The sequence below is a fragment of the Streptomyces sp. SCSIO 75703 genome, assembly GCF_036607905.1.
Lineage (GTDB): Bacteria > Actinomycetota > Actinomycetes > Streptomycetales > Streptomycetaceae > Streptomyces.
Genome location: NZ_CP144555.1, coordinates 5,835,356 through 5,857,136, shown reverse-complemented (window position 1 = coordinate 5,857,136; position 21,781 = coordinate 5,835,356). Strand labels below are relative to the sequence as shown.

21 protein-coding genes are annotated in these 21,781 nt (G+C 74.9%); 5 read left to right on the top strand and 16 right to left on the bottom strand.

All coding sequences use genetic code 11. The features are described 5' to 3' along the window. Positions 1-23 precede the first annotated feature (23 nt). From VM636_RS25825 to fabG, 5 genes are all read right to left on the bottom strand, one after another. A complete protein-coding gene (locus VM636_RS25825; RefSeq protein ID WP_030418654.1) occupies positions 24-548 on the bottom strand; it encodes a hypothetical protein in 525 nt (174 codons plus the stop codon). Positions 549-671: 123 nt separating this feature from the next. Further along, entirely contained in the window at positions 672-1,355 is a 684-nt protein-coding gene (ung, locus tag VM636_RS25820; protein WP_338485870.1) for a uracil-DNA glycosylase, read from the bottom strand. Positions 1,356-1,467: 112 nt separating this feature from the next. Further along, a complete protein-coding gene (locus VM636_RS25815) occupies positions 1,468-3,054 on the bottom strand; it encodes an ABC transporter substrate-binding protein (protein WP_030418656.1) in 1,587 nt (528 codons plus the stop codon). 197 nt (positions 3,055-3,251) lie between these two features. Then, complete coding sequence (locus VM636_RS25810; RefSeq protein ID WP_030418657.1) at positions 3,252-4,010, bottom strand: SDR family oxidoreductase; 759 nt, start codon at positions 4,008-4,010, stop codon at positions 3,252-3,254. Between the two features lie 89 nt (positions 4,011-4,099). Then, positions 4,100-4,861: a 3-oxoacyl-ACP reductase FabG gene (gene fabG, locus VM636_RS25805; protein ID WP_030418658.1), complete on the bottom strand. Its 762-nt coding sequence runs from the start codon at positions 4,859-4,861 to the stop codon at positions 4,100-4,102. 299 nt (positions 4,862-5,160) lie between these two features. On the opposite strand from fabG, the gene VM636_RS25800 reads away from it, so the two are divergent. Beyond that, entirely contained in the window at positions 5,161-5,532 is a 372-nt protein-coding gene (locus VM636_RS25800; protein WP_030418659.1) for a hypothetical protein, read from the top strand. Positions 5,533-5,669: 137 nt separating this feature from the next. Here VM636_RS25800 and VM636_RS25795 read toward each other — a convergent pair whose 3' ends face one another. The 6 genes from VM636_RS25795 to lanL all read right to left on the bottom strand — a co-directional run bounded on the left by VM636_RS25795 (position 5,670) and on the right by lanL (position 12,209). Further along, complete coding sequence (locus VM636_RS25795) at positions 5,670-6,053, bottom strand: DUF3037 domain-containing protein (RefSeq protein WP_030418660.1); 384 nt, start codon at positions 6,051-6,053, stop codon at positions 5,670-5,672. Beyond that, positions 6,050-6,817, bottom strand: coding sequence for a HipA family kinase (locus tag VM636_RS25790; RefSeq protein ID WP_030418661.1), 768 nt, complete (start codon positions 6,815-6,817; stop codon positions 6,050-6,052). The genes VM636_RS25795 and VM636_RS25790 overlap by 4 nt, the downstream gene beginning before the upstream one ends. A 150-nt stretch (positions 6,818-6,967) precedes the next feature. Further along, positions 6,968-7,765: an ABC transporter permease gene (locus tag VM636_RS25785; RefSeq protein ID WP_053914122.1), complete on the bottom strand. Its 798-nt coding sequence runs from the start codon at positions 7,763-7,765 to the stop codon at positions 6,968-6,970. An 80-nt stretch (positions 7,766-7,845) separates the two neighbouring features. Next, positions 7,846-9,021, bottom strand: coding sequence for an ATP-binding cassette domain-containing protein (locus VM636_RS25780; RefSeq protein ID WP_338485869.1), 1,176 nt, complete (start codon positions 9,019-9,021; stop codon positions 7,846-7,848). Between the two features lie 303 nt (positions 9,022-9,324). Continuing rightward, positions 9,325-9,477 carry a VenA family class IV lanthipeptide gene (locus VM636_RS25775; RefSeq protein WP_199809336.1) on the bottom strand — a complete coding sequence of 51 codons (153 nt, stop codon included), beginning with the start codon at positions 9,475-9,477 and terminating at the stop codon, positions 9,325-9,327. Between the two features lie 44 nt (positions 9,478-9,521). After that, complete coding sequence (gene lanL / locus VM636_RS25770; RefSeq protein ID WP_338485868.1) at positions 9,522-12,209, bottom strand: class IV lanthionine synthetase LanL; 2,688 nt, start codon at positions 12,207-12,209, stop codon at positions 9,522-9,524. Between the two features lie 966 nt (positions 12,210-13,175). Between lanL and VM636_RS25765 the strand changes: the two genes are divergently transcribed. Together VM636_RS25765 and VM636_RS25760 are read left to right on the top strand one after the other, a co-directional pair. Beyond that, positions 13,176-13,625: a Rieske (2Fe-2S) protein gene (locus VM636_RS25765; protein ID WP_030418665.1), complete on the top strand. Its 450-nt coding sequence runs from the start codon at positions 13,176-13,178 to the stop codon at positions 13,623-13,625. A gap of 68 nt (positions 13,626-13,693) precedes the next feature. Beyond that, on the top strand, positions 13,694-14,161 hold the full coding sequence (locus tag VM636_RS25760; protein ID WP_030418666.1) for a pyridoxamine 5'-phosphate oxidase family protein: 468 nt from the start codon (positions 13,694-13,696) through the stop codon (positions 14,159-14,161). On the opposite strand, the gene VM636_RS25755 is transcribed toward VM636_RS25760, so the two are convergent. Continuing rightward, positions 14,158-15,150, bottom strand: coding sequence for a LysR family transcriptional regulator (locus VM636_RS25755; RefSeq protein WP_338485866.1), 993 nt, complete (start codon positions 15,148-15,150; stop codon positions 14,158-14,160). The genes VM636_RS25760 and VM636_RS25755 overlap by 4 nt on opposite strands. A gap of 74 nt (positions 15,151-15,224) precedes the next feature. Here VM636_RS25755 and VM636_RS25750 point away from each other — a divergent pair, with 74 nt between their 5' ends. After that, a complete protein-coding gene (locus VM636_RS25750; RefSeq protein ID WP_338485865.1) occupies positions 15,225-16,289 on the top strand; it encodes a DMT family transporter in 1,065 nt (354 codons plus the stop codon). A gap of 207 nt (positions 16,290-16,496) precedes the next feature. Here the strand turns inward: VM636_RS25750 and VM636_RS25745 are convergent, their stop codons facing one another. Beyond that, the gene (locus tag VM636_RS25745) at positions 16,497-17,828 is read right to left on the bottom strand and encodes an aminotransferase class I/II-fold pyridoxal phosphate-dependent enzyme (RefSeq protein WP_053914107.1); all 1,332 of its coding nucleotides are present in this window, start codon (positions 17,826-17,828) and stop codon (positions 16,497-16,499) included. A 35-nt stretch (positions 17,829-17,863) separates the two neighbouring features. Between VM636_RS25745 and VM636_RS25740 the strand changes: the two genes are divergently transcribed. Next, positions 17,864-18,547: a pyridoxamine 5'-phosphate oxidase family protein gene (locus VM636_RS25740; RefSeq protein WP_030418670.1), complete on the top strand. Its 684-nt coding sequence runs from the start codon at positions 17,864-17,866 to the stop codon at positions 18,545-18,547. A 248-nt stretch (positions 18,548-18,795) separates the two neighbouring features. On the opposite strand, the gene VM636_RS25735 is transcribed toward VM636_RS25740, so the two are convergent. From VM636_RS25735 to VM636_RS25725, 3 genes are all read right to left on the bottom strand, one after another. Next, positions 18,796-19,737, bottom strand: a complete 942-nt coding sequence (locus VM636_RS25735; RefSeq protein WP_030418671.1) for a DMT family transporter — start codon at positions 19,735-19,737, stop codon at positions 18,796-18,798. Positions 19,738-19,921: 184 nt separating this feature from the next. Continuing rightward, entirely contained in the window at positions 19,922-20,926 is a 1,005-nt protein-coding gene (locus VM636_RS25730) for an EamA family transporter (protein ID WP_030418672.1), read from the bottom strand. 182 nt (positions 20,927-21,108) lie between these two features. Continuing rightward, positions 21,109-21,648, bottom strand: a complete 540-nt coding sequence (locus VM636_RS25725; protein ID WP_030418673.1) for a Clp protease N-terminal domain-containing protein — start codon at positions 21,646-21,648, stop codon at positions 21,109-21,111. Positions 21,649-21,781 lie beyond the last annotated feature (133 nt).

The following is a 21,781-nucleotide window of genomic DNA, read 5'->3' as shown; positions in this document are numbered from 1 at the left end:
GCTCCTGCCCGGGGCCGGGCGGCTCAGGGCCGCTGCCGCGGCGCGCGCCACGGGCCGTCCGGGGTGGGGTCCTCGTCGTCGAGGCGGGCCTCCAGACGGTCGATCGCCGCGCGCACCCGGTCGCCGTACCGGTCGGCGGGCAGGGCGGCGGCCGTGCGACGGGCCTGGCCGAGATGGCCGCGCGCGGCGCCGTGGCGGCCGAGGCGGAGGTAGTCGGCGGCCAGGTCGAGGTGGAGCGAGGGGTACAGGGCGCGCGCCGCCGAAGCGCCCGGACGCGGGCCGCCGCACCGGTCCTCGGCGAGTTCCTCGGCGGCGGCCAGGGCACGCAGGTTCCAGGCCAGCTCGTCCCCCGGGTCGTCCTGCGTGTCGGCCAGGTAGTGGGCGAGGGTGCAGCGGTACAGGGGGTCGCCGTGCTCGCCGACCTCCGCCCACAGCCCGAGCAGACGGTCGCGCGCCTCCTCGCGGTCGCCCGCGTGGTGCAGCATGACGACCTGGCCGATCCGCGTCAGCACGGCATCGGGCGCCGACTGCTCCTGTCCCCTGGCCACCGCGTCCTCCGTGCCCTCGTCGCTGTCTGCGACGACGCTAACCGCAGGCGGGGGCGATCCGGGGCAGGCGACCGCGCGACGCGCAGGGGGCGGGCCGGCCGGGGCGCCGGCCCGCCCGCGGGCTCAGGCCAGGTGGGGGATCGTCCAGTCGATCGGCTCGTGGCCCTGCCGGGCGACCGCCTCGTTGATCTGCGTGAACGGGCGGGAGCCGAAGAACTTCTTCGCCGACAGCGGCGAGGGGTGCGCCCCCTTGACCACCACGTGCCGCGTCTCGTCGATCAGCGCCAGCTTCTTCTGCGCGTAGTTGCCCCACAGCACGAACACCGCGGGGTCCGGCCGGTTCGCCACCGCGCGGATCACCGCGTCGGTGAACAGCTCCCAGCCCCGCGACTTGTGCGAGTTGGCCTCGCCGGCCCGGACCGTGAGCACCGCGTTGAGCAGCAGGACGCCCTGCTCGGCCCAGGGCATCAGGTACCCGTTGTCCGGGACGGGGACGCCCAGCTCGGCGTGGAGTTCCTTGTAGATGTTCCGCAGGGAGGGCGGCACCTTGACGCCCGGCCGGACGGAGAAGCACAGGCCGTGGCCCTGCCCCTCGCCGTGGTAGGGGTCCTGGCCGAGGACCAGCACCTTCACCCGGTCGTACGGCGTGGCGTTCAGCGCGGCGAAGACCTCCTCGCGGGGCGGGTAGACGGGGCCGTTCGCCCGCTCCTCCTCGACGAACTCCATCAGCTCCTTGAAGTAGGGCTGCCGCAGTTCGCCGCCCAGCACCTCGCGCCAGGACTCGGGCAGCATGGCGATGTCGGTCACGTCAACTTCCTTACGCTGTGCGGTGGCTTCCGGTTCCCCGAACCTACCGGCGACCACCGACAATCCGCCGCGCGGTCCGCCCGGCGGGCCACCACGGCCCGGAACGGGCCCGCTACCAGCTCGTCTTCCGGTAGAGCTGCCACATCGTCATGATCGTCGAGGGGTCGAGGGCGCGTTCGGCGCCCGAGATGTCCGCGCTGGCGGCCACGTACTGCTTGCCCTGCCACAGCGGCAGCAGCCGCGCGTCGTCGACGAGGATCTCCTGCGCCCGCCGGAACGACTTGTGCACCATGCCGCGATCGCTCTCGCGCCGGGAGCTGGGGAGCAGCTTGTCGGTGATCTCCGGGGCGAGGTAGGGCGTGCCGAGCGCGTTCTGCTCGCCGACGAAGGGCGCGATGAAGTTCTCGGCGTCCGGGAAGTCCGCGGACCAGCCGCGTCCGAAGACCGGGTACTCGCCCTTCTGGTAGCCCGCCACGTACGTCTTCCACGGGCGGCTCTCCAGCTTGACCGTGAACAGCTCCGACGCCTCCAGCTGGCGCTTGAGTTCCTTGAACTCCAGGGCGGTCTCGGAGCCGTAGCGGTCGGTGGTGTACCAGAGGGTCAGCGGGACCTTCTCCGTGATGCCGTCCTCGGCGAGGATGCGGCGGGCCTTGTCGACGCTGGGGTCGCCGTAGTCGTCGAAGAAGCCGGTGGTGTGGCCGGTCAGCCCCTTGGGGACCATCGAGTACAGCGGGTCGACCGTGTCCTGGTAGATCTCGTGGGCGATCAGCGCCCGGTCGACGATCTGCGCGACGGCCTGGCGGACGGACTTGCGGCCCGCCCAGGGGTCCTCGGGGTTGAAGACCAGGTAGTTGATCTCGGACCCGCTGCCCTCGACGAGCTGGATGTTCTCGTCCCGGCCGGCCCGGCCCTGGAGGGTGACGACGTCGTCGGCGGCCAGACCGCGGTAGGTGACCTGGATGCTCCGCTCGCGCAGCGCCTTCACCATCTCGGCCGAGTCCTTGAAGTACCGGATGGTGACGGCCTTGTTGCGCAGCTTGGCGAAGCCCTTGTAGCGGTCGTTGCGGACGAGTTCGGCCCGCCGGCCCTCCTGGTAGGCGGTCAGGGTGTACGGGCCGGAGCCCACCACCCGGCCGTCGTCCCGGAGCCGTCCCGCCGGGTAGCCGTCGGGTTCGACGATGGCCATCGCGGGGGTGGCGAGGACGAACGGGAAGGTGGCGTCGGGCTTGGAGAGCTGGAAGACCACCTCGCGGTCGCCTTCGGCCCGCACGCTGTCGAGGCTGCCGAGGAGTCCCGCGGGGCCGCCGTTGACGTCGATCTTGCCGATACGGTCGATGGAGTGCTTGACGGCCCGCGCGTCGAGCGGCTTCCCGTTGGAGAAGGTCAGCCCCTTGCGCAGCGTGCAGCGGTAGACCTGGTTGCGGGAGTCGGTGAAGCCGCACTCCTCGGCGGCGTCCGGCTCGGGGAGGGTCGCGCCGTTGGGGTAGCTCAGCAGCGTCTGGTAGACGTTGCGGAACAGTTCCCAGGAGCCGTCCCACGAGGCGGCCGGGTCGAGGGTGCTGGGTGGGCTGGTGGTGCCGACGACGATGGGGTCCTCGTCGTTCGCGTCGCCCGAGGACAGCATGCCGCAGCCGCCGGCCAACGTCGCCACGGACACGATGGCGGCCACCCGCCGCAGGCATCGGCTCCGGTTGAACACGCGCACGCTCCTCGATCGGCCGTACCAAGAGTCGGCAGACCATACCGCAGCGCCACACACGCTGGACCCCGGCTGAACAGCGGTTTTGATCATTTCGAGATGACTACGTTGTCACGGTGACGAGGGTCCGATAGACGGACACGGGTGCCGCCCGCGCGCGGCGGCGACACCCGTGCCGGGGGCAGGTGCGCGGCGGGTCAGCCCATGCCCGCGTTGAGGAAGACGCCGCCGTCGACGACCAGCGTCTGACCGGTGATCCAGTCCGACTGGTCCGAGGTGAGGAAGGCCGCGGCGCCGCCGATGTCGGAGGGCACGCCGAGCCGGCCGAGCGGGTAGCCGGCCGCGGCCTCCGCCTCGCGCCCCTCGTACAGGGCGGCGGCGAACTTGGTCTTGACGACCGCCGGGGCGATGGCGTTGACGCGTACCCCGGGCGCGAACTCGTGCGCGAGCTGCGCCGTGAGGTTGATCATCGCGGCCTTGCTGACGCCGTAGGCGCCGATGAAGGGCGAGGGCGCGATGCCCGCGACGGAGGCGATGTTGACGATGGCGCCGCCGTTCTCCTTCTGCCAGGCGTGCCAGGTCCGCTGGGCGAAGCCGAGCGCCGAGATCACGTTGGTCTCGAAGACCTTGCGCGCGACGCCCAGGTCGAGGTCGGCCATCGGGCCGAACACCGGGTTGGTTCCCGCGTTGTTGACCAGGAAGTCGACACGCCCGAACGCCTCCATCACACGCTCGACGGCGGCGGCCTGGTGTGTCTCGTCGTGTGCCTTGCCGGCGACACCGATGACCCGGTCGGCGCCGAGCCGGTCGACCGCCTCCTTCAGCGCGTCCTCGTTGCGGCCGGTGATGCAGACGCGGTCGCCGCGCGCGACGAACGCCTCGGCGACGCCGTAGCCGATACCTCGGCTGGCGCCGGTGACGAGGGCGACCTTGCCCGAAAGTTCCACGGAAGTCATGTTCCCGTCTGTCCTTGTGAGTCCCTCTGGATACGGCTGCCGGCCACGCCCGGGGCCCCGCCCGCGGCGCCGTGGCCGTGTGGGGATGCCTAGTCGAGCGGCCCGCCGGCCACGTACAGCACCTGGCCGGAGACGAAGCCGGCCGCCTCGCCGGTGAAGAAGGCGATGGCGTTGGCGACGTCCTCGGGCTCGCCGACGCGCTGGACCGGGATCTGGGTGGCGGCGGCGGCCTTGAAGTCCTCGAAGCCCATGCCGATGCGCCCGGCGGTGGCGGCGGTCATGTCGGTGGCGATGAAGCCGGGGGCGACGGAGTTGGCGGTGACGCCGAACTTGCCGAGTTCCTTGGCGAGGGTCTTGGTGAAGCCCTGGAGGCCGGCCTTGGCGGCGGAGTAGTTGACCTGGCCGCGGTTGCCGAGCGCGGAGGAGGAGGACAGGTTGACGATCCGGCCGAAGTGCGCGTCCACCATGTGCTTCTGACACGCCTTCGTCATGAGGAACGCGCCGCGCAGGTGCACGTTCATGACGGTGTCCCAGTCGGCGGCGCTCATCTTGAACAGCAGGTTGTCGCGGAGCACGCCCGCGTTGTTCACGAGGATGACCGGGGCGCCCAGTTCCGCCGCGATCCGGGCGACGGCCGCCTCGACCTGCGCCTCGTCGGAGACGTCGCAGCCGACCGCGAGGGCGGTGCCGCCGGCCGCGGTGATCTTCTCCACGGTGTCCGCGCAGGCGGCCTCGTCGAGGTCGAGGACGGCGACGGCACGGCCCTCGGCGGCCAGGCGTACGGCGGTGGTGGCACCGATGCCGCGCGCGGCTCCGGTGACGACGGCGACCCGCTGCTCAGTGGTGGACATTGCTGCTTCTCCTCGTCCTGGGGATGCGGCCGTGCGGAGCCGGGCGCCGCGGTGAGCGACCGCTTAGTACCTTCCGCGTACGTGACGCTAGAAGCCCTGGCACCCGGTGTCAACGGGACACCTCCCGGGTGTGATCCATTACCCCGTCGGACGGCCGCCCCGGCGGCTCTGCCGGGGCGGCCGGCGGCACCTGCCGCCCCGCCCGCCCCTTCCCCCGGCCGGCGCAACGCCGCGCGCCGCGCGGGCACGGCGCACCTAGCGTCGGCAGGGCGAGCCCTTCCGCCGGAGAGGAGACGCCCATGCGCCGTCGTACCGGAGCCGCCGGCACCGCCGCCCTGATCGCGGCGCTCGCCCTGCCGTCCGCGCCCGCCCACGCGGACGGCGCGGAGTGCCGCGACGCGGAGGGGACGGCTCGGTGCGCGGCGGCGGACGCCTCGCCCCCGTCGCTCTCGGCCACCTCCCGGCCGCTGCCCGCCGCCACCGCGCCCCCGGCCGCCGTGCCGGCTCCGGACGCCTCCGGTCCGGTGGCGCCGACGCGCGGTGTGCGGGGCGGGGTCGGCGGTGCCGCGAAGAGCGGGCCGAGCGACCGCGACGTGGGTATCGGGCTCACCTTCGTGCTCGGCTCGGCGCTCGCCGCGGGCTACGTGATCCGGTGGCGCCGCCGGCGCTGAGGGCGGCCCGGGGCGCCGTCCCCGGGGCATCGGTCGTGCCTCGGCGCCGGGCGCCCCCGTGGCGCCGGTGGCGTCCGGCGCCCTTTCGGTCTCCCCCGACCGCCGACGGCACCCGGCGGCGCCGGGTCCGCCCCGGTTCAGCGGACGAGCAGGTCCAGGAGGCGGTCCGCCTCGGCCGCGGGGTCGGCCGTGAGGCCGGTGTGGACGGGGCCGGGCTGGAGGATCGTGGAGCGGGGCGCGATCAGCCAGCGGAAACGGCGGCCGGGCTCGTCCGGGGCCGCCTGGCCCGCGAGGTCGCCGCCGCCGCACACGCCCTCGACGGCGCGCAGCGCGGCCCGCACCCCGGGCAGGTCCACGCCGGGGTCGAGGGCGAGGAGCCGGGCCTCGTCGAGGTGGGTGCGGGCGCCGACGTACTCCTTGGCCCGGCAGTAGACGAGGACCCCGGCGTTGACGCGTTCGCCGCGTTCGACGCGGGGCACGACCCGCAGCAGCGCGTACTCGAAGACGTGCCGGTCGCTCACCGGTCCTCCTCCTGGGCGTGCCGGACGTGTTCGTGGACGGTGGCGGCTCGGGCGAGCAGCGGCCGCGCGTGGGCCCGGCGCAGGTCGTCCGGGGTGTCGAAGCCCGGTTCGCCCTCCAGCCAGGCGTCCGGGATCTCGGCGGTGACCTCGGCGAGGAGGTCCTCGGTGACCAGGGGCGCGAGGGCGGCGGCAGCGGCGGCGACGTCCGGCGCGAACGGCGCGAGGGCGTGGTCGCGGGCGTCGTAGGGGCGGGCGGCGGAGGCGTCGGCGCCGGGCCAGTGGTGGTGCCAGATGAGTGTGGCGCCGTGGTCGACGAGCCACAGCTCCCCGCGCCACCAGAGCAGGTTGGGGTTGCGCCAGGAGCGGTCGACGTTGTTGACCAGCGCGTCGAACCAGACGACGCGGCCGGCCTCCTCGGGGCTCACCGGGAAGGCGAGCGGGTCGAAACCGAGGGCGCCGGAGAGGAAGCCCATGCCGAGGTTGGTGCCGGCGCTGGACTTGAGGAGGTCCTGCACCTGCGGGTCGGGCTCGCCGAGACCCAGCACCGGGTCGACGTCGACGGTCACCAGCCGGGGCACCCGGAAGCCGAGCCGCCGGGCCAGTTCCCCGGCGACGACCTCGGCGACGAGCGTCTTCCGCCCCTGCCCGGCCCCGGTGAACTTGAGCACGTACGTCCCGAGGTCGTCGGCCTCGATCAGCCCCGGCAGGGACCCGCCCTCACGCAGGGCGGTGATGTAGCGAGTGGCGGCGACCCCGGTCAGCATTACGCCAGGCTACGCGATCTCCCGGTCCCGCCCTCGTCGGCCTTCCTCCCGGGGCCGGCTCGTCCCGTCGGCGGCCCCTCGGGGCGCCGGACAGCCGCAGAGGGGCCGCCGTACGCCGCCCGGCCCGTGTCCCTCCGGGCGCGGTCCGTGTCACTCCGGGCGCCCGAAGCGGTGGGCGGCCCAGAGCAGCGCCACGGCGCCCGTGACGAGGAGGGCGGCGGCTTCCAGCGGGAGGGGCGGCTGCCGGCCGAACCATGCGATGCCCGTCGCGGCCACGTGGTCGGGCACCCGCAGTTCGATGCTCCGCCGGAGCAGGTCCACGCCGTAGGCGAGCGGGTTGACGGCGGCCAGTGTCTGCGCCCAGCCCGGCAGGGCGTGCAGGGGGAAGAATCCGCCGGAGAGGAACAGCAGCGGCATCATCACCAGGCCCAGCAGCATGTGGAACACCTCGGGGCGGCCCAGGGTCACGGCGAGGGCCAGGGACAGGGCCGTGATGGTGAAGGAGGCGAGGACCATGCCGGCGAGGAGCAGTGCCAGGAGGACCGGGTCGTAGGGCAGGCCGACCGCCCCGGCGAGGGCGAGGAGCACGGCGCCCTGGACGGCGGCGACCAGGGTGCCGCCCGCGCAGTTCCCCAGGAGGAGGGTAGAGCGGCGTACCGGGGCCATGAGCAGTTCGCGCAGATAGCCGCTCTGGCGGTCGGTGATCAGGCGGATGCCGACCATGATGGCCGGCGTCTGGACGGTCATCATCAGCATGCCGGGGAAGAGGTATGCCTGGTAGCCGACGCCCAGCCGTGACTCGGGGATGAGGGCGGCCAGTCCGCCGCCGAGGACGAAGAGGTAGAGCACCGGCTGGATCAGCATCAGGGCCGTGTGGGTGTGCTGGCAGGACAGGCGCAGCAGGTCGCGGTGGACCAGTGCGTGGACGGCGCGCAGTTCGCGGCGCAGGCGGGCCGGCGGCGCGGGGTCCGGGCCGCCGGAGGAGTCCGGGGCGTACGGGGCTTCGGTGGCCCGCGGGGCGGAGGTGCTCACGGGCGCCCCTCGGCCGGCGCCGTGGCCCGGTCCGGCCCGGCGGAGCCGGGCGCCGAGGCCCGGCCGGTCCCGCCGAGGGCGGGCGGCGCAGTGGGCCGTCCCGCGTGGATGCTGCGGCCGGTGTGGTGGAAGAACACGTCGTCGAGGGTGGGCGGGGTCGCGGAGGCGGCGTGCACGGTGATGCCGTGGGCCTCGAGCGCCGCGCACAGGCGGGGGATCCATGAACTGCCGTCGGGCACGCGCAGGTGGATCCCGTCGGCGTCCGGGGCGGCGCGGGCGCCGGAGGGGGCGGTCCGGCGTACGACGTGGTACGCCGCCAGGTCGTCGCCGGTGCGCAGCACCACCCGGTCGTCCCCGATCGCGCCCTTCAGCGCGGAGGGCGTGCCCTGGGCCACCAGGCGTCCGCGGTCGATGATGGCGAGCCGGTCGCAGTTCTCCGCTTCCTCCAGGTAGTGGGTGGTGAGGAAGAGGGTGGTGCCGTACCGGTCGCGCAGGTCGCGCAGGTGCTCCCAGACCTGGGCACGGGCGTGCGGGTCCAGGCCGGTGGTCGGCTCGTCCAGGAACAGGACCCGGGGCGCGTGCAGCAGGCCGCGGGCGAGTTCCAGGCGTCGTCGCATACCACCCGACAGGGTGCGTACCGGGGCTCGCCGCCGGTCGGCCAGTCCGACGGCGTCGAGGGTCTCGGTGATGCGCAGGCGCGCGTGGCGACGGCTCATTCCGTACAGGCGGCCGTGGACACGGAGGTTCTGTTCGGCCGTCAGGTCCATGTCCAGGGCGCTGTGCTGGAAGAGGATGCCGACCTGTTGCCGCACCCGGTCCGGCCGGCCGAGCACGTCGGCGCCGGCCACCGTGGCCCGGCCGGCGGTGGGGCGCGCCAGGGCGCACAGCAGGGCGATGGTGGTGGACTTCCCGGCGCCGTTGGGGCCGAGGAAGGCGAAGGTCTCTCCCTGGCGCACGTCCAGGTCCAGGCCGTGGACGGCGTGCGTGGGGGTGCCGTCGGGGCTCGCGTAGGTCTTGACCAGGCCGCGGGCGCTGATGGCGTACGCCTCCTCGGGAGCGGGTCCCGTGGGGGCGGGTGGCGTGGCGTCGGGTGCCGTGGGGGCCGCGTCCGTGGAGGCGGCGGTCAGGAGGGGGGTCCGGGCGGGGGCGTCGCCACCGGATCTCGGCTGCATCGTAAGGTCCTCGTCTGCCGGGGTGTCGTCTGCGGACTCGGCGGGCGACGGTTCACGGGCGGGCCGCCCGGGTCCCGGCGCGGCACGGTGAACGGCTCCCCCGCCGGGCGCGTGCTCCGGCCGACGGCCGCCTGGGCCGCCGGCCGGAGACGTTCAGGCCCTTGTGGTCCTGCCCCGGTTCAGGTCGTGGCGCGGACGCCGAGTGCTCCCGGCCCGCCGGGAGCGGTACTCGGCGGGTCCCCGGTACGACCTCCGTCGTCCCGGCCGTCGGCCGGGACCGGAGCCGGAGGGCTCATCGGCCGGTCAGGCGCAGCTGATGCCGATACAGACGGTGTTGAGGAGCGTCAGCAGGCCGACGCACTCGCAGGTCGCGGCGACCGCTCCGTCGGCGCCGACCGGGTCGGTCTCCGGAAGGGCGTGCAGTTCGGCCAGCAGTTCGAGGTCACGGTTCTCCATGGCGGTCTCCCTCTCTGTGTGTCGGCGGCGGGGGTTCCCGCCGCTCAGCCCGGCTGGTGGATCGACCAGTGCCGGGAGTCGGTGTGCCGGGTCCGCAGGAGGAACGCCAGGATCCCCGCGGACCCGTCGCTCCAGCCGGTCGAAACTCCCCCGTACTCGTTGGGGAAGACGACGTGACCGTTGCGGTGGGCCCGTTCGGCGACGATCAGGCGGGCCAGTTCCTCGGCCCGCGTGCGGTGGACGGAGTCCCCCGTGGCCTCGGCCACGTCCAGGAGGAAGTCTCCGTTGCCCGCGAGTCCGTGGCATTGGGTCAGGGGTGCCCGGGAGGCGCGCTCCACCACGGCGCGTGCGGCCTGGCGGGCGAGCCGGCCGTAGCGGTCGTCCCCGGTGGTCCGCCACAGTCCGAGCAGGAAGGAGCCGATGCCCGCCGAGCCGTGGCACCAGTACGGCGCCGTGGGCACACCACCGGCCTGGGCCGGCCACTGGGCGGCCTCGCCGATCCGCACGGCCTCGGCGGCCAGGCCCTCCCCCGCCGCCACGGCCAGGTCCCGGTACTCCCGGCGGTCCGAGACGGCCGCCGCGGCGAGGAGGAAGCACCCGATGCCGGCGGTTCCGTGGGCGAAGCCGAGATAGCGTTTGCCGACCTCCTCGGAGGCTTCTCGCCCGGACAGGGTCTCCGCGGGGACCGGCCAGCTCACCCCGGTCGGGTCGCGGCGGGCGGCGGCGGCCAGACGGTCGGCCGCGTCCGTCACGAGCCGGGCGAATCGCGGGTCGCCGGTGCGGTGCCACAGGTGTGCGGCGGCGAGTCCGCTCCCCGCGGTGCCGTGGGTGACGTCGTGGCTGGGCGTCGGCTCCTGCGGTGCCAGGGCGAGAGCCGTCGCGTGGTCCATGAGGGCGCGGTCGCCGATGGCGCGGCCGGCGTCGTACAGCGCCCAGGCGGTGCCCCGCCCGCCGAAGTGCAGACCGGGGCGGGTGGAGCGGGTGCCGGTGCGGGCCGCCGTCCAGTGGCCCGCGGTGGAGATCAGCTCCGGCAGGCGCGCGTCGCCGGTGAGTTCGAAGTACCGGGTCAGGACCGCCAGGACGCCGGCCGCTCCCTGCTGCACGGTGCAGGGGTCGGTCTCCCCGGCCACGGTGGACACGGGCCACAGCCGCCGTTCGTCCTGCGGGGTCATGGAGTCGACGAGGTGGTCGACGATGCCCGCCACCGCGGCCCGCGTCGCGTCGTGGCGTCCGTCCGCGCGGGCCGGGACGGCGACGGGGCGCCCGGCGACGCCCCGGTCCATCCGGCGCAGGGCGGCGCGCGCCCCGGCCGGGTCCCAGCGTTCGGCGGGATCGTCCCGCATCAGCCCGAGGATCATCTCGACCATGCCGTCCGGCAGCAGGAGCGTGCCGGCGCAGGCGTCCAGCCAGGCGGCGAGCCGCTGCTGCGGGGCCCGGCCGGCCGGCTCCTCGGCGAGCAGGTTCGGCACCTTCCCGGCGAGCACGAAGCACACGGTGGCGCCGAGGCTGTAGTAGTCGGCGCTCGGCGCGACGGGCGCGTCCGACAGCCGTTCGGGAGCGCTGAAGCCCGGGGTCCCCACGGTCGTCGGGAGGGCGGCGTCGCCTTCCAGGACGGCCAGTTCCAGGTCGACGAGGCGCAGTTCACCGTCCGGTCCGACCATGATGTTGCCGGGGGTGAAGTCCCGCAGGACGCAGCCCTGGGCGTGGGCCGCGGCGACGAGGTCCACCAACTTCTCCGTCTGCGCCAGGGCGTCGGTGCGGTAGCGCTCGCCGCCGACGTCACGGAAGTGCTCGGCGACCCAGTTCCGCAACGGTATGCCCGGGATCTCCTCCTGGGCGAGGAACAGGTGCCCGCCGTGCTCGAACATCGCCAGGCGCTCGGGGGCGAGGCCCGTGCCGCTCAGCTTCTCCAGGGTCCGGGCCTCGGCGCGCAGCCAGTCGCGCACGTCGGCCCCGGTGGCGTCGGCCTCGACGTGCGGCCGGGCCTCCTTGATGACCACGGGCCCGCCCGTGGAGACGTCCGTCCCCCGGTACACGCCGCCCTTGTTGGTGTGGCGGATCGCTTCCCGTACCGAGAAGCGTCCGCCCAGCAGGACGGGTCCGGCCGGCGCCTTCCCGGTGCGCCTCGGGGCCGGTACCGAGGCGGGGAAGGGACTCACCGCCCAGGCGGGCGGGGAGTACCGGCCGGTGCGCTTGTCCTCGACGGGGTTGCCGTCCGGGTCCTCGATGAACCACACGAGCAGGCCCTCGTCGGAGAGCCGGCGCCGGCCGACGAAGGCGCCGTAGCGGTAGTGCACCAGGCTGTTCGCGGCGTAGGGCTGGTCCGACAGGATCCGCGGGCCGGCCAGCCCCTCGGTCGCCCTGTGCAGTTCCGCCGCGATCCGGGCCGCGTCGGCGTCGGAGCGCGGATAGACGGTGAGGAACTTGCCCGAGCTTCCCCGGGGCGTGGCACGGGAGTTGAGCGCCCGTACCTGTTCCAGGGTCCGGGCGTACTTGAACACCGACTCCTCCCGCAGCAGCACGTCCAGCGCCTTCGCCAGGACGGCCGGGGCGGAGACGGACGTCGCCGACACGTGCAGTTTCCAGCCCTGCTTGCGTGAGGCGGCCGACCGGGGGGTGAGGCGGCACCACATCTCGTCCGCGTCGATGGTCCAGCGCGGGCTCTCGCCGGTGGCGTCCAGCGTCCGGCGGAGCAGGTCTTCGAGGTCGATTTCGGCTGCGTGGCTCGTCATTCACGTCCCTCTCGACGGCGAGGACCACCGGCTGAATCATTCCTTCGGTAAGAAGGTATGACCCAGTCCCGACGGACAGAAGCCGGTGCGGCGGGCGCACGGGCGTGCTGCGACACCCGGAGATGCCCACCGGCGCAGAGCGAAAGCACAAGGGGTGAATCAAGCGGAACCCCTATCGCCGCGCGCCCCCGGGAACAGGTGTTCCGTAACGGCGCGAAGGACGTCGGGAGCGATGCGCCCCGGAGACCGCATTCCCCTTTTTCCCGCGTCGCGGTGAGGCCCGGGGAGCACGGCCAGGCATCTTCCCCCGCAGACTTCACGCGAACGGCGGTCGCCGCCTTCCCGGGCTCCCGCACCCTGCCGACCTGCGTGTATCGGGGCATCGCGGCCGGCCGGGGCGACGGCTGGAACCGTGGCGCACGCGGTCCGCGCGAGTTGTCCGGCCCGGGCCCGGCGGCCGGATTCCCGCCGGGGAACCGGGCGGGCCGAGGGCATCGGACGAGCCGCTCCCGCACCGCTGCGCGAGAGGCGATCGGTGCGCCGAGTCCAGCCTTACGCCCCCGCGCCGCACATCGCCGCACATCGCCGCACATGAATTAACCGTCAACCATCACCGCACATACATCCGTACATGAATCAACTATGCGACTTCTTTTTTTCCGGCCGCCCCGAAGAATCCGGGCCGGATGATGACGCGCCTTCCGGCCCGGAAAGGGAATCACCCCGTGGCAGCCGGCCGGCCCCGTCGCCAGGCGCTTCGGCCACGGGTTCGGACCCCGTCCGCCGGGACCGCTCCGTCGCCGCCGCGGGAGCGCACCGGGCGGTGTCCCGCTTCCTCGCTCGTCGCGCCCGGGTGGACAGGCGCGGGGTGTGCCGGCCGGGGCGGGGAGCGGCGCGTTGAACACCGGGCCCTCCCGGGCCGTACCTGTCGGCGATCACCAGGTGTCCATCCGGAGGGAAACCGGCATGAGCAGCGCATCGTTCCACCCTGCCGCGGGTCCGGCCCGCCGTACCGTCGTCGCGGCGGCCGGAGCTGCCGGGCTCGCCGTCGCGCTCGGCGCGTGCGGCGGCGAACAGGAGCCGGCGGACGACTCCGCCGGGGCGTCCACGGCGGGCGGTGGCCGGGCCGGGGACGCGCTCGCGGCGACCGCCGACATCCCCGAGGGCGGCGGGAAGGTCTTCGCCGACCGGAAGGTGGTGGTGACCCAGCCGTCGGCGGGCGAGTTCAGGGCGTTCTCGGCGACCTGCACCCACCAGGGCTGCGCCGTCGGCGGCGTCGCGGACGGCGTCATCAACTGCCCGTGCCACAACAGCGACTTCTCGATCTCCGACGGCAGCGTGCGGGGCGGCCCCGCCCGCAAGCCGCTGCCGCCCGTGGCCATCACGGTCGACGGTGACGCGATCCTGCTCGCCTGAGCCGGGCCGGGTCCGGGCCGGGCGGCCCGGACCCACGAGACGGGGCAACCGAGAGGAAGAGAACAGCGATGACCGTCACCCAGCGCCGGGGCCGGAAGATCATGATGACCCCCGGTGAGCTGGACGTGTTCCTCACCACCCAGCGCACCTGCCGGGTCGCCACGGTCTCGGCCGGCGGCGCCCCGCACGTGAGCACCCTCTGGTTCCTGTGGGACGGGACCTCGATCTGGCTGTACTCGGTGGTGCGCAGCCGGCGCTGGACGGACCTGCGGCGCGATCCGCGGGTGGCCGTCGTGATCGACACGGGCGAGGAGTACCACGAACTGCGGGGCGCGGAACTCTCCGGCCGGGTCGATTTCGTCGGCGAGTCCCCGCGCACCGGGGAGCTGTGCGCCGAACTCGACCTGCCGGAGGCGCTGTTCGCCCGGAAGAACTTCGGCATGGAGGAGATGCCGCACGACGGCCGGCACGCCTGGCTGCGGCTGACGCCGGAGAAGACCGTGTCCTGGGACTTCCGCAAGCTGTCGTCGCTCTAGGCGCCTCCTCCGGGCGTCGCGGTGGTTCCCGCGGACGGCCTCCCGGAGCCTTCTCCCGGACCTTCACCCGGGGCGGGGCCCCGGGGGCCGTCGACGCGTTCCGCGGCCGCGCGCAGGGCCGCCACCGCCGCCCGGATCGACGGGCGGCGGTCGGCGTCCGCGCGCCAGACGACGTACACGTGCCGGCGCACCCGTCGGCGCACCGGCACGGTGACCACGCCGGGCGGCATCGGATGGCGGCCGAGCACCGGCACGACGCAGACGCCGAGCCCGGCCGCGACCAGCCCGAGCTGGGTGTGGGTCTCGGCGGCGCGGTGGCCGACGATCGGTTCGATGCCCTGCGAGCGCAGGGTGAACATCAGCCACTCGTGACAGAACTCGCCCTCGCCCCAGGTGATCCACTCGTCCTCGGCGAACTCGGCGAGGTCCACCTCCTCGCGGCCGGCGAGCCGGTGGCCGGCGGGGAGGGCCACGTCGGCGGGGTCGTCGAGGAGCGGTGCCTTGACCAGGCCGTCGGGGAGCGGCATCGGCTTGTTGTACCAGTCGAGCACGACGGCCAGGTCGAGGTCGCCGCGCACGACGCCGGCGATGCCGCGCTCGGGTTCGAGTTCGCGGGAGCGGATGCGCAGCGCGGGGTGGGCGGCGCGCAGGGCGGCGAGGGCGGTGGGGAGGATCCCGCGGGCGGCGGTCGGGAAGGCGGACAGCCGCAGCTCTCCGACGACCTGGCCGCGGTGGGCGTCCAGTTCGGACTGGGCGAGGGCGACCTGGGAGAGGATGCGGGCGGCGTGTTCGGCGAGCAGCCGTCCGGCGTCGGTGAGGCGTACGCCCCGGCCGTTCTTGGCGAGCAGTTTCTGCCCGGCCTCGCGTTCCAGTTTGGCCAGTTGCTGGGAGACGGCCGAGGTGGTGATGTGCAGTCCCTCGGCGGCGCCGCTGACCGATCCGTGCCGGGCGAGGGCGTCGAGGGTGCGCAGGCGCTCCAGGTTCAACATGTAAGCGATGCTACGAGATACCGCGTTCGATTTATCGATTGTGCTACGAGGATGCGGTGCCGCATCGTGTCCCCATGACCAGCGCCCCGTCCTCCGCCGCCCCTCGCCGCGCCCTCGACTGGAGGCTGCGCTTCGCGGTCCTCGCCCTGGTGTGGGGGTTCAGTTTCCTGCTCATGAAGGTGGGGACGGAGGCGTTCGTCCCGTTCCAGGTCACGCTGGGGCGGCTGGTGTTCGGTACCGGGGTGCTGGCCGCGGTGATGGCGCTGCGGCGGCAGCGGCTGCCGCGCGGGGCGCGGACCTGGGCGCACCTGACGGTGGCCGGGCTGCTGCTGAACTCGCTGCCGTTCACGCTGTTCGCGTACGCGGAGCTGACCATCCCGTCCTCGCTGGCCGGCATCTGCAACGCGACCTCGCCGCTGTGGGGCATGCTCCTGTCGCTGGTGGCGCTCTCCGAGGACCGGCCGAGCAGGGTGCGGGTGGCCGGCCTCGGCATCGGCTTCCTCGGCGTGCTGACGGTCCTGGGCGTCTGGGAGGGTTTCCACGGCCTGGACGTCACGGGCACCGCCTGCGCTCTGCTGGCCTCGCTCTGCTACCCGGTCGGCTGGATCTACGTCCGCCGCACCCTGGCCGGCTCCCGGCACTCCCACCTCTCCCTGACCGGCGGGCAGTTGCTGGCGGCGACCGCGCAACTGGCGGTGGTGACACCACTGTTCACCAGTGTGCCGAGCCGTTTCCCCGCGGTGCCGCTGCTGGCGGTGGCGGCGCTGGGCGTCCTCGGCACGGGGCTCGCCTTCCTCATCCAGTACGACCTGGTGGCCGAGGTCGGGCCGACGACGGCCCAGATGGTCACGTACTTCATCCCGGTCATCGCCACCGTCGCGGGCGTGGCGCTGCTCGGCGAGCCGCTGTCCTGGTCGACACCGGCCGGCGCGCTCGTCGTCCTGGCGGGTGCCGCGCTGACGCAGGCACGGCCGGGGGCCGCCCGCGCGGGCCGGTCCGCCGACCGCGCCCCCGGGGACACCGGTCGGGAGGGTGCCTGCCTGCGGAGCGGCGGAGCACAGGGCTCCGGTCCCCGGGCCGGCGGGCCGGAGAGGACTGGGGCGCGCGCCGAGCCCGAGGCCGCCGGCGAACCCCGCTGAGCGCCCCGCAGGTACCCGGCGCACGCGCCCCTCGCGCGAAGCGTGCCCCACGCACCTCACGTGGCAGTGCGTCCCCCGCACCCCGCGCGCGGCGTGCCGAGCGCCCCACCGCGCCGCCCCCCGGCGTCTTGCCCCGCCGCGGCCGTGTGGACCCACCCCTCCCCCGTGACCGTGCTCAGCCGCGGCCGTGGAGCCGCCCCGGCACGCTCAGCCTCGGCTGTGCGCCCGCCCGGCCCCCAGCGCCGAGGCCACCGCGTCCGCGAGGGGCCCGGTCTCCTCCTCGGTGAGGGTCGAGACGGTGATCCGGACGCCGGGCGGCGACTGCACCCGGAAGCGGGCGCCGGGCGCCACCGCCCACCCTTCCCCGAGCAGCCGGGCGACGACGCCGGTCTCGTCGGGCACCGGCACCCACACGTTCAGGCCGGTCCGCCCGTACGCGGTCACCCCGCGCCGGGCGAGGGCGCCGAGCAGCGCGTCCCGGCGCCGCCCGTACGCCGCCGCCACCGCCGGGGTGTCCACCGCGCCGTCGGCCCACAGCCTGGCCACGGCCCGCTGGGTGAGGAGGCTGACCCAGCCGGGCCCGAGCCGCTGGCGGCCACGCACCCGGTCGAGGGTGCGGGCGTCCCCGGTGAGCACGGCGAGCCGCAGGTCGGGGCCGTGGGCCTTGGCGGCGGAGCGGACGAAGGCCCAGGCGGGGGTGGTCCCGGCGAGGGTGTGCAGCGGGAGGTCGACGATCCGGTGCCCGTGGTCGTCCTCGATGAGCAGGGTCCGGGGATGCTCCCGCAGCACGGCCCGGAGCGCGTCCGCGCGGGGGGCGCCGAGGGCGGCGCCCGTCGGGTTCTGCGCGCGGTCCGTGACGACCAGGGCGCGGGCGCCGGCGGCGAGCGCCCGGCGCACGTCGTCGGGGAGGGGACCGTCGTCGTCGACGCCGACGGCGACGGGACGCAGGCCGAGCGCGGGCACGAGGTCGAGCAGGCCGCCCCAGCCCGGGTCCTCGACGGCGACCGCGTCACCGGGCCTGAGGTGGGCGGCGAGCACCCGCTCCATGGCGTCCAGTGAGCCGGACGTGACGGCGACGGGCCCCTCCGGCACGCCGTCGGCGTCCAGCTCGGCCCGCGCGAGGCGCAGCAACTCCGGTTCCTCGGGGGCGTGTCCGTAGAGCACGGGGTCCCGGTCGGCCCGCGCCGCCGCCTCCGCGAACGCCGGGCCCAGTTCGGGCAGCAGCGCCGGGTCCGGGTTGCCGTCGGACAGGTCGCGGGCGCCCTCGGGCACCTCCACCCGCAGGAACTCGCGTCCGGTCGTGGCCGGTTTCGTCCGGACACGGCTGCCTCGGCGCCCGGCCGTCTCGATGACCCCGCGGTCGCGCAGGGTGCGGTAGGCCGCGGCCACGGTGTTCGGGTTCACCCCGAGCCGCGCGGCCAACTCCCGCATCGGCGGGAGCGATTGCCCCGGTTCCAGCCGCCCGGCGCCGACGGCGTCCTCGATGCTCGCGGAAATCTCCGCCGCACCCCGCCCACTGATCCGATACTCTCCTAGCACAAAGTACAGTATGCACTAATACAAAGGAGAGCGCCATGCAGGGACCCGGCGACACGCCACCGCCCGCCCCGCCCTACGCGCCCACCGGCCGCACCGTCCCCACCCGCTCCCCCGGCCGGGCCGCGTACGACAGGAGCGTGGTGCACGCGATCCTCGACCAGGGGTACGTGTGCCACCTCGGCTTCGTCCGCGACGGCGCCCCGGTGGTGCTGCCCACGCTGTACGCCCGGGTCGGCGAACGGCTCTACGTGCACGGTTCGACGGGCTCGCGCCCGCTGCGGATGGCGGCCGGGTCCGCTCCGGGGCTGCCGGTGTGCCTGACGGTCACGCACGTGGACGCGCTGGTGCTGGCCCGCTCCGCCTTCCACCACTCGGTCAACTACCGCTCCGTGGTGGTGCACGGCACGGCCCGCGACGTGACCGGCGCGGAGGAGAAGCGCGCCGCGCTCGACGCGCTGGTCGACCACGCGGTGCCGGGCCGCTCCCGCGATTCCCGGCCCGCCGACAAGAAGGAACTGGCCGCCACCGCCGTGCTCCGCCTGGACCTGGCCGAGGTCTCCGCCAAGCTGCGCACGGGCGGGGTCAACGACGAGCCCGAGGACCTCGCCCTCCCCCACTGGGCCGGACTGGTCCCGCTCCGCACGGGCTACGAGGCGCCGGTCCCCGACCCCGGCCTGGCCCCGGGCACGCCGCTGCCCGCCTACCTGACGGCGGGTTGACGCCGGCCGCCGCACCGGACAGCCCGGCGGCCGGCGTCACCGCGAGGGCCCCGCGGCCGGAACGTGGTCACGGTGCGGCGCCGCCACCGGGGCGGGTGTCACGGCGAACGGAACCGGGGCGCGCACGCGCCACGGCGGCAGGACCGGCACCACGCGCCCGGAACCCCGGGCCCCCCGCCACCGGGACGGGTGCAAGGACGGGCCCGGACACCGGACACCCGGAACCCCGGCGCCCCGTACCCCCGCCGTCAGGCCGGTGCCGGACGGGAGCGGGCCTCGCGCGCCTCGGCGACCGCGAGCCCCGCGACCGAGCCGAGCATCAGCAGGGTCCCCGCCACGGTGGCCGCCGTGAGGTGTTCGCCGAGCAGCAGGACGGCCAGCACCGCCGCGCTGACCGGCTCCAGCAGCATGATCACCGAGACGGTGGCCGACCGGACCACGGCCGCGCCCGCGAAGTACAGGCCGTAGGCGAGGGCGGTCGGCACGGCGGCGACGTAGGCCAGCAGCCACAGCAGCCGGACGGGGTCCCCCGTGTGCGGGACCAGCCCCTCGGCGAGGGCGAGGGGCAGCAGCAGGAGGCTCGTCACCGCGAACGCGCCGACGGACGTGGTGGAGGCGTCCGCCCCGCCGTCGCGGCCCCAGTGCCGGGTGCACAGCGTCATCGCCGAGTACCCGGCCGCGGACAGCAGCGCGAGGGCGATCCCCCAGGGCCGGACGGTGGTGTCCGCGCCGCCGAGGACCAGCACCGCCAGCCCGCCGAGCGCGCCCGCCACGGCGGCGGTGCCGCCCCGGCCCAGCCGTTCGCCGAGCGTCAGGCGGGCCCCGAGCGCGATCAGCACCGGCCCCGCGCCCAGGGTGACGACGGTGGCCACGGCCAGTCCGGTGGACGCCACGGCGGCGAAGTAGGCGGTCTGGAACACCGCGAGGCCCACCCCGGTCACCCCGGCGCGCAGCACCCGCGTGCCGGACGGTTCACGGACGGCGGCCTTCCGGCGGGGGCGCGGCGGCCGGGCGGCGACCAGCAGCACCAGCCCGAGGGCGCAGCGCCAGAAGGACAGGGAGACGGGCCCCATGTCGCTGGTCCGGTAGACCAGCGAGGCGGCGGCTCCCGCGGTGCCCCAGGCGACACCGGCGACGACCAGGTAGAGCAGGCCCCGCCCGACGGGCAGACCTGAGGAGGCATTCGACACGTTTCTCACTCCGCAGACGCGCGGGAGGCGCGGTGGTCGGAAGCGCCCCGTGGGGCGCGGGGACGGCGTCCGCGGGCAGCGCCGTGCGCCCGGCGGGGCGAAGCCCGCGCCGGGCGGTCGCCGGGGCCCGCCTCAGGCGGCCGGCGGCGAGAGGAGGAGCAGGTCCGAATGCATGCCGGGCACCCTAGGGTGCCGTTCCCCGGCGGGACAACTCCCTTTCGGGCCCGCCGCTCGCCACCGGGTCCGGAGGGTTCTTGGCCGGTGCGGAGGACTGGGCGATGAACGCGCCGACGAGGACGACCAGTCCGCCGAGGATCTGCGGCGCGGAGAGGTGTTCGCCGAGCAGCACCCAGGCCAGCACGGTCGCGATGACCGCCTCCAGACACGCGACGACCCCCGCGACCTGCGGTGACAGCCGCCGCACGGAGAGCACCCCGGTGACGTACGCGAGGACGGTGGCCAGGAGCACGATCCAGGCCAGCAGCAGGCCGGCGGCGACGGGCGTGCCGTCCATGGACGCGGTCCGCCCGAGCACCGACCAGTCCATGCCCCAGGGGCGGGCGATCACCGTGAGCACGGCGGTGCCGACGAGCAGCCCGTACGCGATGACGCCGAGCGGGTCGGGTGCCTCCTCACCGGCGTCGGCGCCCTGGTCGGAGAGGACGAAGTAGCCGACCTGGCAGCAGGCGGCGCCGAGCGCGAGCAGCAGGCCGAGGGCGTCGAAGCCGAGCCCCGCCCAGACCTCGACGACGCAGGCGAGCCCGCCGACCGCGAGGACGACGCCGAGCGCGGCGGCCCGGGTGACCGGCCGGCGCTGCACGAACCGCACCCAGCCGAGCACCAGCGCGGGTGCCAGGTACTCCACCAGCAGGGCGACGCCGACGGGGATACGGGAGATCGCGGCGAAGTAGCACGCCTGGACGCCCGCGACGGCGAACAGGCCGAAGCCGGCCAGCAGTCCGGGGCGGCGGCGCAGCAGACCGCGGTGGCGGACGGCGAGCGGCAGCATCACCAGGGCGGCTCCGGCCACCCGGAGCCAGACGACGTGGAGCGGGTCGAGGCCCGCTTCGATCAGCGGCTTGGCCGCGACGCCGGAGCCTCCGAAGGCGAGGGCGGAGACGAGCGCGAGACCCAGTCCCACGCCCCTTCCCGCGCTGCCGCGAGCGCTGTCAGTCGTATGCACCGGCACATGATGACAGGGGACGACATGAGCGTCACCCCGCATGGCTGCTGTCTCGCCGAATGGACGGGGCGGAACCGCCGGCGGACGGCGTGCCGGGGCGGGCGGCGCGGCCTCCGGCCGGGCGGGCGGGCCCGCGAGGACCGGCCGTCGACACGGTACGGGCGCGGCGCCCGGCATCCGCGGGCGGGTCAGGGCGCGGGTTCCGCCTGCCCGTCGGCGCGGGCGCGCACGGTACGGGCGTCGAGGGCGGCGCGGGCGAGCACATCGACGGCGCGCGCCTCGGGGTGGGCGACGAGGGCGGCGAGCAGGTCGCGTCCGAGCGGGCACGGGGCGCCCCGGCGGGCCGCGCGGGCGAGGGCGTCCTCCAGGGCCGCCGCGGCCAGCGGCGAGAAGCCCGCCGTCTCGCTCACCACGGGCAGGGCGCCGGAGTCCTCGACGGTGCTCCGCCAGCGCAGTCCGTAGCCGATGCTGCGCTGGACGAGGTAGCCGAGCAGGCGGGCGATCACCGGGCCGTCGCCGAGGGCGGCCCGCACCTCGGCGTCGTGCTCCAGGAGCGAGTGCAGCAGGTGGGCGGTGTCGATCTGCCGGTCGCCGTCCCGCAGGGCGCGGCGGCGGGCGGCGGAGACGACGTACTCCAGGTCCGCGCCGAGCCGTGCCTCGGCGACGGCGGGCTCGGGGCTCCGGCCGTCCTGCTCACCGGCCGGCTGCCGGGGGATACGGGGCTGCACGTCCTCCACCTCATCAAGCGGATCGCGCCGGGTCATCCCCGAAGGGGAGCATTCCGGCGTCCCGCGCGAAGTGGACCCGGCGGCCGGAATCTCCTCCTTACGGAGGAGATCAGGCCGTTTTTCCATCCCCCTG

Coding starts and splice junctions, on each gene's coding strand:
- VM636_RS25740 (WP_030418670.1), top strand. CDS start 17,864: ATGCAGGGACCCGGCGACACGCCACCGCCCGCCCCGCCCTACGCGCCC.
- VM636_RS25800 (WP_030418659.1), top strand. CDS start 5,161: ATGCGCCGTCGTACCGGAGCCGCCGGCACCGCCGCCCTGATCGCGGCG.
- VM636_RS25765 (WP_030418665.1), top strand. CDS start 13,176: ATGAGCAGCGCATCGTTCCACCCTGCCGCGGGTCCGGCCCGCCGTACC.
- VM636_RS25755 (WP_338485866.1), bottom strand. CDS start 15,150: ATGTTGAACCTGGAGCGCCTGCGCACCCTCGACGCCCTCGCCCGGCAC.
- VM636_RS25750 (WP_338485865.1), top strand. CDS start 15,225: ATGACCAGCGCCCCGTCCTCCGCCGCCCCTCGCCGCGCCCTCGACTGG.
- VM636_RS25780 (WP_338485869.1), bottom strand. CDS start 9,021: ATGCAGCCGAGATCCGGTGGCGACGCCCCCGCCCGGACCCCCCTCCTG.
- VM636_RS25790 (WP_030418661.1), bottom strand. CDS start 6,817: ATGCTGACCGGGGTCGCCGCCACTCGCTACATCACCGCCCTGCGTGAG.
- lanL (WP_338485868.1), bottom strand. CDS start 12,209: ATGACGAGCCACGCAGCCGAAATCGACCTCGAAGACCTGCTCCGCCGG.
- VM636_RS25760 (WP_030418666.1), top strand. CDS start 13,694: ATGACCGTCACCCAGCGCCGGGGCCGGAAGATCATGATGACCCCCGGT.
- VM636_RS25810 (WP_030418657.1), bottom strand. CDS start 4,010: ATGACTTCCGTGGAACTTTCGGGCAAGGTCGCCCTCGTCACCGGCGCC.
- fabG (WP_030418658.1), bottom strand. CDS start 4,861: ATGTCCACCACTGAGCAGCGGGTCGCCGTCGTCACCGGAGCCGCGCGC.
- VM636_RS25775 (WP_199809336.1), bottom strand. CDS start 9,477: ATGGAGAACCGTGACCTCGAACTGCTGGCCGAACTGCACGCCCTTCCG.